Origin of the sequence: Euzebyella saccharophila, from assembly GCF_014855495.1 — a bacterium.
Lineage (GTDB): Bacteria > Bacteroidota > Bacteroidia > Flavobacteriales > Flavobacteriaceae > Euzebyella > Euzebyella saccharophila.
The window spans coordinates 823,165-840,899 of the sequence record NZ_JACYFJ010000002.1; the positions used below are offsets into that span (position 1 = coordinate 823,165).

Sequence of the window (17,735 nt, forward strand, 5' to 3'; positions counted from 1 at the left end):
TTGTTTGGATGTTTTCAAAAGTTTGGCAAAGTCCATAAAACTAGGAACTTTCGAACATACGCAAAATAGTGTTTGTCGCTATCCTGTACTATCCTGAGAATGATTTAACACTCATCGATATTGAAAAAATATTATTACATTTTCCAATTGCATTGAAAAAGTATATTTGCCCGCGTGTTCGGAAAGATGGGAAAGTATCCAGTAACTAAATTTCTTTAAAAAACCCGTAGAATACGAATGGGCGCCCATAGACCGATTAGGGCTTGAAGTCGAGTTGCTGAAATGTGCATACGCTGGATCAACCCACGTTTTAGTTCATTTCTCAGACTCATATGGGAGCCTGGTCATCAAAAATAAAATTCCTACGTAGTAACTAATCTAAAACCGAGGGCCATTCTACCATAAGAAAACCCTCGGTTTCTTACCTCTTCTTGTAATCCTTTTAAAAAGGAAGTGAGATTTTTATTTCAAATTGAGGATTTTTCGCCACAAAACTATGTTTAACTACTGGAAATCAGCATATTTACGATCAAAAATTAGTATATTCTTGTCTGAAAATATATCCATTCTATTTTTGTAAAACCAATTTAAAAACCACCCCCCAAAGAAAATGATTAGAAGCTACTGGAACGAACAATGGAAAACGGTCGAATTTGATGACAAGATTTTGGAAAGCGAACGCTATAAAATTTCGAGTCACGGCCGTGTCATCAATTGCAAAGGTGAAAAAGAAGAATTAGCCAAGGAATCATTTGTAAATGGTTATCAAGTTATTCGCTTGCGCTTGAAACAACAGCGAAAATGGACATGCCGCTACGTTCATAAACTTGTTGCGGAGCACTTTTTAGAGCAAAAAGATGCCAAATATGTTATCCACCTTAACTATAAGAAGACTGATAATAAGGTAGAAAACCTTAAGTGGGTCAGTAAAAAAGAAAAAGAGGAGCATCAGTTCAGTAATCCCGAATATAAAAATAAGCCCCGAAAACGAACCTATTCCAAGCTTACGGAGACAAAGGTTAAACTAATTAAAAGAAAAATCAACGACCCCAACCGCAGAACCCGCCTGAAAATGATTGCTAAACAGTTTGGCATATCTGAAATGCAACTTTATCGCATCAAAACAGGTGAGAATTGGGGCAGCGTTACAGAAGATTAACATTTACAGAATACAGTCACTATCGTTCATAGATTGAAGGTGGCCAATTCAACCGCAGAATTTTCTTAATCCGTTTTAAATTCAAAAATTGGAGAAGCTGAAGTCGACCCCTTGTCATCTTCACTAACTACCTTCCAAAAATATATGGAATCGGCCTCTAAGTTCGATAACTCTATAGCCTGATTGCTCGTAGTGCCAATAAAAGTATTGGGCGGATTCTCAGTACTTAAAAACACTTTAAAAAAAAGTATTTCACTGTCAACATCCTTACCTACCCATCGTAAAGTGACCGGCCCCGTTGCGGTACTTCCCATTTTAGGTTCTACAATATCCGCTGGAAAAGGAGCATAATTGATTACGCCTTCTCCTGCGTTATAAAATCTCCATTTATCGCTGGATGCTAGTCCATCAACATGATCGGATTTAGATAAAACATACCATTCATAGGGAGTATTACGGTCTAAAACAACACCAATAGAATTTTCCAAAGTGTTCGTTTCCGTCACTTCGCCAGAGTTAAGATTGTTGATGACCAACGTATACCGATCCGTATTTGTGGAAGTGTCCCATTCAAAAACAAGACGACTTTTGGAACTTGAAAGGACATCGCCCTCCAAACACTCCTCACCATTCACAGGAAAGACCAAAGTTGCAGATTCTGGTGGCACCCCTTGTACTACCTCCTCATTGCCTTCATTTTCATTACTACAATTGACCAGTAAAGCGGTCAAAACCATGATTGTTAAAAAACGTACTTTCAACTTCACTTCTTTACAATTTTCGTTTGTTTTTTAAACTTGCCTCCCGTAAGTACCGAAAAATACACCCCAGCACTCAAATGACCCAAATCAAGTTCTTGATATCGCTTTAAATCTGTTTGACTTTTATGAACCACGTTTCCGGTAATAGCTATAATTTGTACGTTGATATTCTTCTCTGGCCGATTAGAAAAGCCCAATGTCAACTTATCTGCAAAAGCGTTTGGATAGACCATAAAATCGTCTAAAACCATAAATGTTTCTTCATAAATTCCCTGGCAATCCTTGGCAGTCCTTACAACAACTTTGTTTTCGCCACTTTGTAAGTGGATTTTTAAATTGGCATCACTTGTTTCTATTATCTTGGAGTTGTGTGTAACTACATACTTTTGACCGCCGTGCATGTTTAATTTAAGTTGGTCATTGACGGTATTTACTTCAGCATTTACAGAAAGTTGTTCTGGGTCTTCTAAAACCACCGTAAAACACTGTTCGTAACTGGAATCAACATCTGTAGTTATACAAACGGTGTATGTGCCCGCTGACAAATCATTGAAACTGGTTTCTGAAGTAAAATTTAGACTGACATTGGTTTCTTTGAGACTAGCTGTAAAATAGGTATTAGTTTCAATAGAGGTAAAAGCAATTACCCCATCTTTGTTAGTAGCACAGCTACTGCCAATGGATTTTATCTCAAAATTATCTGCAGGCAATGTAAAGACGACACATCCGGTAGTATTCACTGTTTCACCCAAAGGTGTATCCGGACATTGATCTTCTTCATTTTTTACCCCATCGCCGTCCGTATCGTTGGGATCAAGTTTTACACAGTCTTCTCCCGGTAAACCGTAGCAGCCTATGCCAGATGGCCCGAATTTTGGATTCCAGGATATACCTGCGGTCCAATACGCACCTCCAAACTCGTAAGCGCCAACATCCGGCTTGTCACCTGAAAATCCCTCTGTTATTCCGGCAATTTCCCTTCCCTGGTCTATGGGGTTGCTACCAGGCTTTAAATAAAAGTCGCTTGCTTTAATATCATTAAAAACACTCGCATTTACCACCAGATTATTTTGTTTGTTGGATTGTGGCTCCCAATTGTCATCTTTCCCTAGATTGTTCCAAACCCGTACATTGCTAAAGGCTGTTCCTTCTTTGTGCCAAGCACCCATAACCTCAGAACCATTCCATAAGGTGTTGTTGAAAATATCAATATCGGTACCGTTCCAGTTGATTTGCAAATTGGTCCATTCCGTATTCCAGATAACATTGTGGTGTACCACAAAGCCTGCCGCATCATTATCCAAATACACCCCTGCGGCCTTATATTTTTTACCACTAGACGCAGTATCATGAAACCAATTATGGTGAATTTCTGTAGTATATTGGGCGCCCACGGTATAAAACAAGGCGCAGTCATCCGCTACCAAATTGCTTTGCGAAACGTCATTAAAGGCAAATTCATTATTGGTTCCGTTATATTGAATGGCATCCCTACCACCCCTAAGGACCGTATTATTTTTGATTAGGCTGTTGTTGATTCCCCTAACCACTAACGGACCATCATATAATCCATAGAAATTAAAGTCGTGGATGTAGTTATCCAATATTTGATGATTGTTGCCGCGAACCACCAATCCTGCGGAGGAATTAAAAGCTATTTCGCACTTTTCAATTCTGTTGTTAGAACCCTGCAGTGTTATATTAGCCTTATTGGAACGTGAGCTATTCGTGATAGCTTGTGTATGGTCCCCATATAAGGAAGTTACCCCGTAAAGTATATTATTGGTGGTTTTACTATTAGCGTTCGTTCCCCACCATGTACTACTGTCCTCCATGTTTATGGTCCCACCAAATACGGCAATATTTCGTATTTCTATGTATGATTTATCTTTTAAGTTGATGGTCTCCAGGCGTCTGCGCATTTGAACAGAACCATCAGCCGGGGCAGTACCATTTGGTAGTTGCACATAGAGCGTGCTTGATGTTTCATCAAAAAACCATTCATTTTGATAGTCCAATGCCCCTTTTACGCCTTCTAGATAAAAATCACCCAAATCCGCAGGGGCATGGAAAGTTCGTACCCAATTTTCATTTTGGTTTGTAGTTAAATCAAAATTAACCCTGCCAGCTGAACTACTTGTTATTTCCCTTTTCCAAGCCAACCAACCACTACCAGGTTTGTCACCGTAGAACCAAACTGCCCCACCTGTCCAATCGATACCGGGTATAGAGGCTTCTAAAAGGAAGGCATCGTTAACTACTTCGCCGCCGCTACCCCCAGTATTTCTTATGCTTCCCAGAGCAAAGGGGTCGGTATTAGTTTTATTGGGCCATCGGGCAAAATCCAAGGCAGTTTCTTGGTGCGTCACAAAATTCTGCTGGCCCAAAGAGGAAAACGGAATGGTCTTCTTGTAGATGGCGCCTCCTTCTTGGGTGAAACCACTAAGTGCTTCCATAGCCGAAATAATGACGCGTTCTCCGGGAAATGACTGAAAAATTATCGGTTGGCCGGCACTTCCAGAATGTAAAGGTGCCAAAGTTTCTTCATAGGTACCCTCCCTAATAAAAACGACATCACCCGCAACAGCTACACTTGCAGCTTTATTTAAGGTTAGATAAGGATTTTCCAAGGAGCCATCATTGGTATCGTCTCCATTCTTAGCCACATAAATATCCTTGGCAAAAATATTACAAGAGATAGTCATTAGGGCCAAGACCCAAAAACAAGTTGATTTCAATAACATAAGTTTCGGTTTAAGCAAGTACGTTAAGTTTACCGAACCGAAACTAGTGCTATTCTTTTCTAAGCGCTATGGCATATGATTTTTTAGCTACCTGAAATGATTTTATCCCACCAAAGGCAGAAAAGGTGGTTCGCCAATGATTAATGGCTATATCTGTGAAATAAAATGTGAGTCCTTAAAATTTAATTAAAAAAGAATCCTTTTAAAATAAAAATTAAGGTAAGGTTATACGATAATCATTTTCGAAAGAAGATAGAGAGAAATATTCTTTTCTTACGAGTATAGACAATTTAATTAAAAAAAATCCAGTCCTCGACTGGATTTTCACTCTAAATCAACTAACCCTGTTTATAAACAAACAGCTGTTACCCTTCTATTCTATCTCAATGATCATGGCTTTTTTAGCAGGAATGTCAATGGTATGGGCATTCTCAAAACCTTTGCCGGATAGTACATCTTTTCCATTTAAAGGACCTTTTAATACTTCCTGATAATCAGCAACATCTAATTGTCTTGCTCTCGAATCTTTATTTAAAATTACCATCACCTTTTTCTGTTCATTGTATCTGAAATAGACATAACTGTTATCTTTTGGCGCGAAATGGACAAGCTTCCCGTTGTGGATAACCTCAGCATTTTTTCGCCATTTAAACAGTTTGCTTAAATAGGCCTTTGTATCTTTTTGTTCGGCAGTTAAACCTTTCCCTGTAAAAGCATTTACCTTGTCTTTTACCCATCCGCCAGGATAATCCTTTCTAATAATACCGTGGTCTTCCGTACCCTTATTACCCATTAAAATCTCGGTTCCATAATAAATCTGAGGAATACCACGAATGGTTGCAATATAAGTCAATGCTAACTTTACCAACTCAGCATCTTCATTCAGCTGGGTGTAAATGCGGCTCATATCATGATTATCCGGAAAAACCACTAAGTTATTTGGGTCTGGATATAAGTAGTCTTGGCCCAATTCCTCATAAACTGCGTTCCAAGAGTTGGTATCATTCAAAGATTTTGTCAATGCATGTTGTACCGGAAAATCCATAACACTTTTTAATTCTGAAGTGTAACCATTAGCATTCTCTTTTCCTTTTTGCCAATACGATACAATGGTGGGGCGTAGCACCCACTCTTCCCCTACGATATTGAAATTTGGATATTCTTTCATCACTGCGGCGGTCCAATCGCGCATAAAATACATATCTGGATACGGATAGGTATCCATACGAATACCGGCGATACCGGAGTATTCTATCCACCAAAGTGTATTCTGTATTAAATACTTGGCCATAGATGTATTACGCTGATTTAAATCGGGCATAGTAGGCACAAACCAGCCATCAAAAAATTCTCTGGTATCTTTTTTAGTGGCATAGGGGTCTAAAACCACAGTTTTTTTATGATTGGTTTGGGTGTAGGTGTCCCATTGATTGATCCAATCTTCCGATGGTAAATCTTTCATCCACCAATGTTCCAATCCACAATGGTTGGCAATCATATCCATAATTACCTTCATTCCCTTTTTAGAAGCTTTCTCTACCATCTCTTTATAAGACGCATTGCTTCCGTAACGCGGGTCTACTTTATAGAAATCAGTAATGGCATAGCCATGATAGCTGTAATTTGGCATGTTGTTTTCGAGAATAGGATTGGTCCAAATAGCGGTAAAACCCATATCCTTAATCGCATCCAAACTATTTACAATACCCTGCACATCCCCGCCATGCCTGCCACCTTTATCTTTTCGGTTGGGTTGTTCTGACATTCTTTCAATGGCATCATTACTAGGGTCTCCATTAACATAACGGTCTGGTGTTATTAAATAAATAGCATCAGATGTATTAAAACCTTCTATATTTTTACGATTGTTTTCCCGGGCTTTCAACTCATAGGATTGAACGAATTCAGAAGTGCCATTTTTCCGGAAGTCCAATTGCAAATTTCCCGGTTGGGCCTTTTCACCAATTGCAATGGTCACAAATAAATAATTGGGGTTGGCTACTTTTTTAAGGCTTTGTAATTGTACGTTTTTATAAGTCTTTAAAGCGACATCATAAGATGCTATAGACTTACCATAAACCAACAATTCTATCGTATTGTATTCCATACCCACCCACCAATTGGGCGGTTCTACTCGTTCTATGGAATTTTGGGCGGTAAGGTGCGTACAGAAAAACACCAATGGCAATAACAGGGTGGACGTAACTTTCATTTTAGTATTTCAATTTAAGTTGAGATAGCTAAACTACTGAGAACCTGACGTGCTATCGACTTAAATTATAAAATGGGCGGTCTTACGCATAAAATGACACCTTTTAAAAGTACATCTAGGAGGATGCTTGCTCCAAATCATTAAAATATTCGCGGGGCGACTTGTTCGTAACCTTTTTAAAAGAGCGGTTAAAGGAGGATTTAGAATTAAAACCTACGGCCAAAGCGATGGCTAAAAAAGTTTGGTTCTTATATTTTTCATCTTGCGCTCTCTCTATAAAATCTTCAATTCTGTAGTGATTGACAAAATCCCTAAAATTTTTATTGAAACCGGAATTTATGGTTCGGGAAAGCGTGTGAACATTTGAATTCATCCGGTCTGCCAAATCTGGTAAACTTAATTCCGGATTCAAATAGACCTGATCTTCGGTCATAATTTTATGCAATGCTTGCTTTAGCTCCTCAAGCTCTTCAGATTCCATCTGTGGTTTTTCAGCTTCGGGTGCTTCCTCTTCTTCTTGCTCTGCCATCCTAAAAATCTGTGGTTGTTTGATAGCGAAATACCCCAAAAAGAACACCACTACTGAGAAAACTATCCAAATACCATCAATCAAGAAATTGGTAAGAGTATTGACCGGTTGCTCCGTAAAAGTTCCATACACATCCACAAGAATAATGACCGTCCATAATACCAGGCAAATCCCTAAAATGATCAGAATTGCATTGAGGTACCTAATGTTCTGGTCTGTAGAATAGGTATGCTCAATATTTTTAAAATAGTTTCTGATAATTCCCCTAATTCGAAACCAATACCAAACATTGAACACCAATGCCAGAACAACGATTACCTCATATACGGAATAGGGAGGAGAATCCATAGACTGAAATAAATTCTGCTCTATGAAGGTATGTGTAGGTTTAAAAAAGAAACTAACATAAATTATGCATTGCAGCAAAAAGGGTATATAATGTGGCCAATAGTCCCAAATTGCTTTTTTTGCGTGATGTAATAATCGTTTGATATAAATAAGCAGTGTTGGCCCATATAGGAAGAAAACCAAATCGGTCAACAAGGATAGTTTTGGATAGTTGGTATAAATAACCCGGTCATAAATTACCACCCTAGCAATGAGCGTAAAGGAAATTACAAAGATAAGCACACTCAGTGCCTGATTGGCCCATTTGTTATTGTTTTGATTAGAATTAATGATAAAAATGAGGAAAAAACCCTGAAGTGCGGTCAAAACCAATAGTAAGGTATAAGGATTGAATATACCATACGATTGGTCCTCCCAGTAAGAAATGGTGTCCTCAACCACCTGATTAGGATTGACCTCAGAGAGTTCAATAATTCTATTGGGTCTCGGTCTACCATAACTATTTCCTTCTACGGTGGACCAATTTCCTCTCGTAAACTTATACTCTAACCGCTCGTCGTATACGGGAATTACAATCTCATAATTACCATTCCCCACCGGTTTTAATTTATAACGTTCATCACCGGGCACCCAACCATTAAAATTACCACAAATGTAAAGGGATGTATTCGGGGGCGTATTTAGAGGAATGTCTACCACTTCTATGGTCAGCCATTTTTTTTCTGCGGCTGTATTCAATTTATCCGTCCACCCGGCTACTTGCAGAGTTTCGGTCTGTGGTCCTATTTGATTAAAGGAAAGTTTTCTGACTTTTAGAGGCTGTCCATCTTTTTGTACCTCCACAGTTTCCCAGCTGCCCCTAGTAATTTTATAGGAAATCCAAGAATTCAAGAACTGCTTATTCGAAAGCTTATATGTTCCATCCGCTTGCCTTTTAAAAGCATAGTTTTTATCTGAAGGATTCCAATTATTAAAAGAACCTGTGAGGTATAGCGTATCATTGACGCTTGTTTCGGGCGGTACGTAATCCACCTCAAAAGTAGTCTGAGCATCTAATTTGGACACACCCATCAGGAAAATGGCGACCAAAAACATAGCTCTCGAAAACTTAAAGAAGATTTCAAGACCTACCATACTACCTTTATTAGGCATACTTTTAGCGTCCATTTTAATTTAAAAGATGATTCTGATTGTACGCTTGCAAAGCTACAAATTAGAATCAGTTTTATGCTCCGATCAGCCGAGCTTTCAACGGAATTTGGAGTAAAAAGGACGAAACAAAAAAAGGGTTGCCATTACGGCAACCCCTTTCAAATAAAACTAATAAACAACCAACTATCTTCTATTTTTAGTTCTGAACGATATTAAAGGTATCTGCTTTAAGGTTTAAAGTAATGGTGTAATTACCCGCTGCAGCAACAGCAATATTAGCTCCATCTTGCTCTACGCTACCATCCGCATCGTTATCTCCTAAATTAACAGCCCAATCATCATTAAATCTAAACTTCATTTCACCAGCCACTAAATCCAAGATTATGGTCCAAACTTGGTTTGCAGCATCATATGTCATGTTGGTATCGACATCCCATCCGCTAGGAGTAGCACTACCTATAACCCCCCAATTACCAAGGGTAAATGAATTGTTTGCCACATCTAAATCTATTTGATAACTACCTGCGGTTACGGCAATATTGTCACCCCCATTATCCAGCACACCATCTGCGCCAGTATCTCCAAGGTTTACATCCCAACCGTTGTTGGCCCGGAATTTTAATTCGCCATCTGTAAGTGTGGTCGTTACCGTCCAAACATTTCTATCAAAATCATAAGACATATCCGTATCTGGGTCGTCCCAACCGTTGGGCGTAGCACTACCTATAATTGCCCAAGTGTTGGCAGACCAAGTATTATTGGCCAAATCCACATTGATTTCATAATCTTGAGGGCCTGCTAAAACAATGTTGTTACCAGGTGAAGCTAAAACACCCGTTGTGCCATCTCCTTCATCCGCGTAAATACCATTATCCCAATTAGGAGCATCTGTAAACTTAAATTCGTTATTAGCTTCTGTAAAACGTACGTGACCGCTAAATGTACCCGCCAAGTTTGGTAATTCTACCGCATTTAAGGCAGGAGCCGATGATGGGTCCCATCCTTGGTAACCTCCGGGCACATATAATACCTCTGGGAATGCCAATTGCTCGTCTTCTGTAGCTGCCCAAATAGCAAAACCATTGGCAGGTGCTTTTAAAGTAACCAAACCACTAGCATCCGATTGCTCAAAAATTAAATATTCTTCTGTGTAATCTTTAATATTATCGTTAGTCCAATGCGTTTGTATTTCTCTGGATACTTCTTCTCCACTTAAGTTAATGTACAATACCAAACCAGGCTTTTCTGCATCGCCACCACGGGTAGCCACAAACTCTTGATTAGAAACATGATTCACCGTCCAATCACCAGCGGCCAATTCTGAACGAATCTGAATCAACTGGTTAATTTTAGCTTTTTGCTCTTCCCCACTATCTTCGTAATGCGAATAAAACACACAAGGATATCCAGGAGCACTCATAATATATGCGTAAGCATGGGTTTCAAACGCATCCGGAAATTCGTTACCACCATCTCTTGCTTCGGTATCATGGTTACCCACAAAAGTTACTGCCTTATCCGGCATGGTAGAAATTAAGCTAGGTTTCACCAACTCGTTTAAATTACCATTTAAAAAGGCATTACGCATGTTAAAGAAGTTCGGAAAATCAAAGGCATTTGCACCAGATGCTTCTACCCATGGGCCAACTACACCTTCTACATTGCCATCAAAATTTTCCCCTACGCTATAACCACCAACAGTAGCTATCCAATCTTTTACAACATCTGGAGAAAAACCTTTTACAAAATCAAAACGCCAACCATCAATTTTCAACATATTCATGTAGTAGTTGGCTACAGATTCTTCGGATTGCCATAACCAATCGCGCACATAGTCATTCTTCAAATCCAAATCTGGGAAACCACCAAATCTACCTTCATCCTTCAAATTTTCGGCATTAGGCAAGTAGTTTAACCAAGTTCTATTGAATAATCCAGAAGCGGGCTCAAACAAGGTATAGGTTTCAATTTGTCTAAACTCGTTGTATTCTAACTGTCCACCAGAATTGTGGTTTAGTACGATGTCTGCAATAACCGCAATATTATTCTCATGTGCAGTGCCAATCATATTTTCCAATTCCGCACGATTACCAAAACGTGTTTCTACCGTTCCGTGCTGTTGAAAGTCACCAAAATCGAAGTAATCTGCAGGGTCATACCCCATAGAAAAACCACCACTTTGTCCTTTAGAAATTGGGGGAATCCAGATAGCATCTATACCATTAGCAGCCCAACTGTCTAGTTTAGACTCCACATTGTTCCACCATATTCCACCTTCGGTAACATCCCAATAAAAGGCTTGCATCATAACACCATTTCCCGGTACTAACGCGTCTGTTCTACCGGCGGCAGAACCAGAAGGTAAGTCTTCTGCGTCATTAGCCTCTTTTACTTTTAAGGGCGAAAAATCATCGTTAGTACAAGCTGCGAACGCAAAGGTTAACGCAGCTAGACTTAGATTTATATATTTTTTGATTTGCATAATTTCTTAATTTATTCGATAGTGTAGGTTGGGTTATCGGCATCTGCCAAATAAAGTGTTATGGTATACGTACCTGCACTTACAGGTATGTTGGCGCCGTCTACCTCTAACGTACCATCATTACCATCGTCACCATAATTAAAATCCCATGCATCATTGGTACGGAATTTAATTTCACCGTCTAACAACGTAACATTTTCTAGAACCCAAACCCCTTCGTTCGCATAATCTGGTGTAAAACGAACATTAGGTCCGTCCCAACCATTTGGAGCAGCATCACCTACTAGGCCCCAAATATCAATAGGTTCTAAAGTGTACAGGTTATTGGTAAAGTCTACCGAAACCAAATAATTACCAGCTTCTATAACAATATTATCTCCATTGGCTTCAATAGTACCATCTTCACCGGTATCACCAAAGTTCACGGTCCAATCATTGTTTTGTCTAAACTTCATTTCACCGTCGGTAAGTGTTACCACTGCCCTCCATTGGTCAGAAGAAGAGTCATACGTTAAAGGCGTATCTGGACCATCCCAACCGTTTGGTGTAGCGTCACCAACCAATCCCCATGTGAACGGCTCTATGCTGTAGGTAAAGTCGTTTAAACTAAACATTACTTTGTAGGTACCTGCCGTCACCTGAATGTTATCTCCTCCTTCATCAAGAATACCATCTGCTCCGGTATCACCATAATTAACGGCCCAATCATTGTCTCTTCGTATCTTAAGTTCTCCATCAACAAGCGTAACATAAGCCACAAATTCGTTAGCGATAGCCGTGCTGTAAACCGGCACATCTGGACCATCCCAACCATTAGGTGTTGCAGAACCCACAAGACCCCAAGGCGAACTTAAATCGAATGTAGTTGCATACCCTATAATGGTTAAAAGTTGCGGGGCCGAGGCTACTACAACCTCTTGACCCAACATGGCTTCTACCCAAATCTTAACCTCATTTTCCAAACCGGATAAAGCGCCGGCGTCTGCAACAGCCTCATTAAGTTCTTCTGCTAAAAAATCTTTGCTTAGTACATTGCCCACATTTACACGGACTGGCATAGCTTCTGTAGCCGCATCTACCCCTACAACCACGTTATACGTAGGCACTGCACCAGTAAAACCAAAATCTGGAGCAGTCCAATTAAGACTTAAAACTGTTTCTCCTGTCATATCTCTAGTTAATTCTAGAGCATCTGTAGTAGAAAGTGTAAGCTGTGTACTTGCCTCACTGCTTACTCTAATGTTCTCATCATCATCGCTACAACCTGTCACCAAAAGTGCCATTGCTACGATGGATGCATATATAAATGCTAAATATTTCTTCATCGTCTTTAGTTTTTAGTTAGTATAGCCTGGGTTTTGTTCCAATAGCGGGTTAGCTTGTAACGCCTCTAAAGGAAATGGAAATAAGTTGTAATGGTCTGGAATAGCAGCACCATCTGCCACATTACCTTTCCAAGGCCAGTTATAAGTTCCGCCAGTAAAGCGACCAAAACGAATTAAATCTTGTCTTCTATGACCTTCATAATACAATTCGCGTGCACGCTCATCTATCAAGAACTGTTCTGTTAAATCTGCTTCTGTAATATTTCCACTAGTATCGCCGTAAGCTCTTTCTCTTAGGGCGTTAATATAGTCTACTGCCTGTGCTGCAGAACCACCGCCACCTCTAAAGAAAGCTTCTGCGTACATTAAATAAGCATCTGCCAAACGGAATAAGGGTATATCGGTATCGGAGAAACTACTCTGCCCAGAACTACCATCGGAATATTGATTTTGGAATTTGGTAGTTGGGTAACCACTTTCCCAGGTACGGTAATCGTCCATTTCATAACTATGCCCCTCTGTCCAGAAAATAGCTCTGCTATCTGCTGTAGTCTCCAGATCGCCAAACAAGCCATAAATGGCCGGTGTACAACGGTGACCAAACCAGCTGTCCGAATTTCCGAATTCTGCTATTGGCATCGTGGTGTCTCCCAAGCTACCATTGGTTAAGTAGGTTGCTGTACCGTAGGACTGAACCGTATTTCTATCCCCTATAATTGGAAAAATAATTTCTGGAGAGGTAAAATTATCACCCTGAAAAATAGACTGGTAATCATCATCCAACGTAAATGGCGATTCTAAAATTACCTTTTCACTATACGTCAATGCATCTGCATATCTATCGGTACCCGTATACACTGCTGCGTTTAAATACACCTTTGCCAACAACATGTGTACGGCTGCTTTATTTGCCCTACCGTATTCGTTATTTGCAGGTATTGTTTCTTCTACCGCCAACAATTCGCTTTCCACAAAATCAAATACCTCCGTACGTGTGCTCTTTGCACGGCTTACGCCTGTTACACCATCTGCTTCGGTCACTATTACAACACCTCCGAAGGTATCCATCAAATAATAATAGAACAATGCACGTAAAAAGCGCGCCTCGGCAACATACAATTCCGCATTGGCATCATCTGTTTTTTGAACGTCAATTATGAAGTTATTGATTTGCGCAATATTGAAATAACTTCTGTTGTAGAGGTAACCAAAGAATTTGTTGGTTGGCACCCAGTTGGTAGCAGTAGTTAATGGATCTAGGCCACCATCTCCCCAACGATTTTTAGCAATATCCGTAGTAAGCTCTTGCATGTTCCAAATTGCCCTAAAAAATACCGTTTCTCCTGGATCATCGCCAGCAATATCTGCTTGCTGATTACCACTACCCGGAATACCAATTCCGTGCAAGGCCAAACCACCGTATAATTTACCAAGAATACCTAAGGTGGCATTTGGGTCTGAATCTAACAAGTTATCTAAACTTTGTTCTATTCTAGGCTCGGTATCCAAATCGTCTGTACAGCCTACCAAAACAGTAGCTGTGAATAGTCCGAATAATATTTTTTTAATCATCTGTAGTTCGTTTTTAGAAGTCAAGGTTTAATCCTAAAGTGTAGGTACGTGGTCGCGCATAGGGCGACGTTTCTATACCGTCAAAATTTTCGGGGTCCAAACCGTCATAATCCGTAATCACAAAAAGGTTATTGGCAGAACCGTAGAATCTCAGGCTTAACTTTTTATCCTTAAAGGGTGTAAAATTGTAGCCAAGGGTGATATTATCCAATCGCAAGAAAGAAGCATCCGATAGGTAAAAATCAGAAAGGGCCTGTGTATCAGAAGGCATCTCTGGGAAACCATTGTACTGAGCACCATCAAAAAGGTTCAAAGTGTTGTCAATAAAACCTGAATCGGTCTGAGGTATCGCCGCCAAGGCAAAACCTCTATTCAACAAATTGGCATTGTAAATATTGCCTCCCAACTGCCCCCTTAAATTGGCAGTTAAATCAAGGTTTTTATACTGAACAAAGGTTCCGAAGCCGTAGGTCCATTTAGGCTCAAAAGGAATAAACCTTCTATCCGCGTCGGAGATGATTCCATCGTCATTCTGATCTACAAAAGCATCTTCGATCACTTTTCCGCTAGCATCATATACTTGCTCGTACAACCAGAAGGTACGGTTACGTTCACCTACCGCAGTTTGCCCAATATTAACACCGGTACCACGACCGATACCTCCACCACTAGAAAACTGGGTGATATTGTCTAAATCCGTAACATAGGTCTCATTAAAAGCCGCATTGGCATTGAACTCAAGGGTAAAATCATCCGTTTGTACCGGCCTAAACTGAAGTGCACCCTCAAAACCTTTGCTTTGCGTTTCACCCACATTACTTACGAATCTGTTTCTTAAAGCTCCTTCTGATTGTGGTACCTCTGCCAATAAATCAGTAGTATTTCTGATATAACCATCAACACTACCGCTTAGCTTATTGGAGAAAAAATTGAAATCGATACCCACATTATAGGTAGAAGTCTTTTCCCAAGTTAGATTGGGATTGAAGGCGTTGGCCCTGTAGGTGGTAATCAATTGATCACCGAACATATAACTCACCGTTGGGTCACCATCATCATATAAGGCGGTGTACGGGAAATAGCCTACGGGACCTGTAATATCTTGTTGACCTGTGAGACCCCATCCCAATCTCAGCTTCAACTGATCGATCCAAGTGGTTTCACTTAGAAAATTCTCTTCATCCAGCTTCCAAGCCAAAGCTGCCGCAGGAAAGTAACCCCATCTATCATCCTTGGCGAACAAAGAGGAAGCATCTGCCCTTACAGAGGCGGTCAACAAAAAACTGTCAAAAAGGGTTAAGTTGGCCCTAGCAAAATAGGATTGCAGATTTAAAATATTATAATATCTAAAAGGCTGCTGAGACTCTCTAAAACCGTTTTCTGTGGTCGTTGGAAAAGTAGTTCCTTGGGTGGTAAAATTCTGGTATCCGTAACCTGCCTGTACGTCCAATCTATTGACAGCCCCTTCAAAATCCTTTGCGTAATTTAAATAGGCATCTAAAAGATGATCTCTCTTTATCTGATTTTCCCTAAAGCTTTCGCTGAAGTTATTAAATATGGGTAGTCCATCAAATACAGTATATGCCCCAACGGCGCTTGGCAAGAAATACTCGTTAATGCTGGATTCCGAATAGTCAATACCTGTATTAATTACTGCGGTCAAGTCTTCAAAGCCATGAATTTTATACCTAAACTCGGCACTACCAATAAAACGGTCTGCATCTTCGTTACGTTCTCGCTGCTTTAGCAAAGCCAATGGATTCGCTGGGCCTACAATACCTTGATCATCGGTCAATTGGTAGAATCCACCAAAAATGCCTCCCTGGGGGTCATAAATTGGTAAGGTTGGGTTGGCGGTTAAGGCACTTCCAATGGCACCCGTATCCGGTTGGTCTTTTTCCGTGGCGATTCCCTTAGCGTTGATTGTCACCTTTAAGTGCTGGTCAAAAAACTCGGGAGCAATGTTCAAAGAGACCGTATACCTGTCTAATTGCGACTCCTTTAGGATACCGGCGATTTCTGAATGCCCAAAAGAAGCCCTGACTGGAATCTTATTGAAAAGATTTCCCCTGGCCGTTAAGTTATTATTAATGGTGTAGGAGGTTCTATAAATTTCCTCCTGCCAATTGGTATCGTAGATAGTACCGTTCAAGCCCAAAAAATTTGCACTTTCAGGATAGGTGTTCTGAATAAAATCAACATATTCGGCCGATTCAAAAATATCTATCTGATTGCTTAAGGTACCTACCTGAACATTGGAGGAAAAGTTAAATTGCGGTGCCCCCTTGGTACCGGATTTAGTGGTAATAATGATTACCCCATTCGATGCTCTAGAACCATAGATTGCCGTAGATGATGCATCTTTTAATACCGAAAACGATTCAATATCATTTGGGTTGATGAGCGTTAACGGGTTGGCCTGCCCCGCAGGATTCTGATTGGATAACGGCACCCCGTCAATTACAATCAACGGACTGTTATTGGCATTAAGAGAAGAGCCTCCTCGTATACGAATGTTGATGCCCGCATCGGGGTCACCACCATTGTTGACCACCCGTACACCGGCCGATTTACCGGTAATCATTTGGTCTGCCGTGGTGATAGCGCCCTTGTTTAAATCCTCGGCCGTCAATAATTGAACCGCACCTGTGGCATCCTTTTTTGTGGTGGAGCCGTAACCAATGATAACCACTTCATCTAATTGTGATATATCACTTTCCATAGAAACATCTATTACGCTAGATGTAACTGTTACCTCTTGTGTTTTTAGACCTATGTATGAAAATACCAATACATCGCCTTCGCTGGCCTGTATGACATACTTTCCATCAAAATCTGTGGTAACACCGTTGGTAGTTCCCTTTAAAACAATAGAAGCGCCGGGTAAGGGTAGTCCCAAATCGTCGATGACCGTACCGGTCACCTCTTGCTGCGCCAATGCAAATGTTGGTGCACAAAAGAGCACCAAGAAAAACATTGTAATTTTCCCTCGCATGTGTGAGTTGAATTTAAGTTAGTAGTTTATGATTTAAAGTCTCCAATAAATTGGAATTAAAACTACTTGAAGACATCAGCTTGTTCGCTTCATATTATAAAATGACCTATAAAAACAGATTTGACACCTTTTCGAAAGACCAGACAGACACTATTTAAATATTTGAATAACAAATATTTAAATCCATTTTAAGGACAATCAGAAAATGATTGGACTTACAAGGCCCACAACATTAAATTTTGATTCTTAAAGGAGGAAAAGTGTATTTGACTAGTTAAGTATTCGTAAAATATTTCCTCTTAATTCGGATTTAAACAAATAAAAGGGCGTTAAAAAAAGAATTTGTCAATCTTGAAACATAAACAAGAAGCTATATAAATCAAGTGGAAAAATAATCTGCTACGGACCCAAAGTGTGCTTCATATAAACTCAGCATATTTAACCTAAAAACAATAC

At 40.0% G+C, this 17,735-nt stretch carries 9 protein-coding genes; 1 reads left to right on the forward strand and 8 read right to left on the reverse strand.

Going from position 1 to position 17,735, the window contains the following annotated elements:
- Positions 1–610: 610 nt before the first annotated feature.
- Positions 611–1,159 carry an NUMOD4 domain-containing protein gene (locus IL355_RS10060; RefSeq protein ID WP_192462014.1) on the forward strand — a complete coding sequence of 183 codons (549 nt, stop codon included), beginning with the start codon at positions 611–613 and terminating at the stop codon, positions 1,157–1,159.
- 65 nt (positions 1,160–1,224) lie between these two features.
- On the opposite strand, the gene IL355_RS10065 is transcribed toward IL355_RS10060, so the two are convergent.
- The 8 genes from IL355_RS10065 to IL355_RS10100 all read right to left on the reverse strand — a co-directional run bounded on the left by IL355_RS10065 (position 1,225) and on the right by IL355_RS10100 (position 17,279).
- Positions 1,225–1,926, reverse strand: coding sequence for a hypothetical protein (locus IL355_RS10065; protein WP_192462015.1), 702 nt, complete (start codon positions 1,924–1,926; stop codon positions 1,225–1,227).
- Positions 1,923–4,664, reverse strand: coding sequence for a T9SS type A sorting domain-containing protein (locus IL355_RS10070; protein ID WP_192462016.1), 2,742 nt, complete (start codon positions 4,662–4,664; stop codon positions 1,923–1,925). Before IL355_RS10070 ends, IL355_RS10065 begins: the two co-directional genes overlap by 4 nt.
- A 373-nt stretch (positions 4,665–5,037) precedes the next feature.
- Positions 5,038–6,876: a glycoside hydrolase family 13 protein gene (locus tag IL355_RS10075; protein ID WP_192462017.1), complete on the reverse strand. Its 1,839-nt coding sequence runs from the start codon at positions 6,874–6,876 to the stop codon at positions 5,038–5,040.
- 115 nt (positions 6,877–6,991) lie between these two features.
- The gene (locus IL355_RS10080; RefSeq protein ID WP_192462018.1) at positions 6,992–8,905 is read right to left on the reverse strand and encodes a helix-turn-helix domain-containing protein; all 1,914 of its coding nucleotides are present in this window, start codon (positions 8,903–8,905) and stop codon (positions 6,992–6,994) included.
- A 196-nt stretch (positions 8,906–9,101) separates the two neighbouring features.
- On the reverse strand, positions 9,102–11,387 hold the full coding sequence (locus tag IL355_RS10085; protein WP_192462019.1) for an alpha-amylase domain-containing protein: 2,286 nt from the start codon (positions 11,385–11,387) through the stop codon (positions 9,102–9,104).
- An 11-nt stretch (positions 11,388–11,398) separates the two neighbouring features.
- Positions 11,399–12,712, reverse strand: a complete 1,314-nt coding sequence (locus IL355_RS10090; protein WP_192462020.1) for a SusF/SusE family outer membrane protein — start codon at positions 12,710–12,712, stop codon at positions 11,399–11,401.
- Between the two features lie 12 nt (positions 12,713–12,724).
- Positions 12,725–14,284 (reverse strand): RagB/SusD family nutrient uptake outer membrane protein, encoded by a 1,560-nt coding sequence (locus tag IL355_RS10095; RefSeq protein ID WP_192462021.1) that lies wholly within the window; start codon positions 14,282–14,284, stop codon positions 12,725–12,727.
- A gap of 13 nt (positions 14,285–14,297) precedes the next feature.
- Positions 14,298–17,279: a SusC/RagA family TonB-linked outer membrane protein gene (locus IL355_RS10100; protein ID WP_192462022.1), complete on the reverse strand. Its 2,982-nt coding sequence runs from the start codon at positions 17,277–17,279 to the stop codon at positions 14,298–14,300.
- Positions 17,280–17,735: the final 456 nt, after the last annotated feature.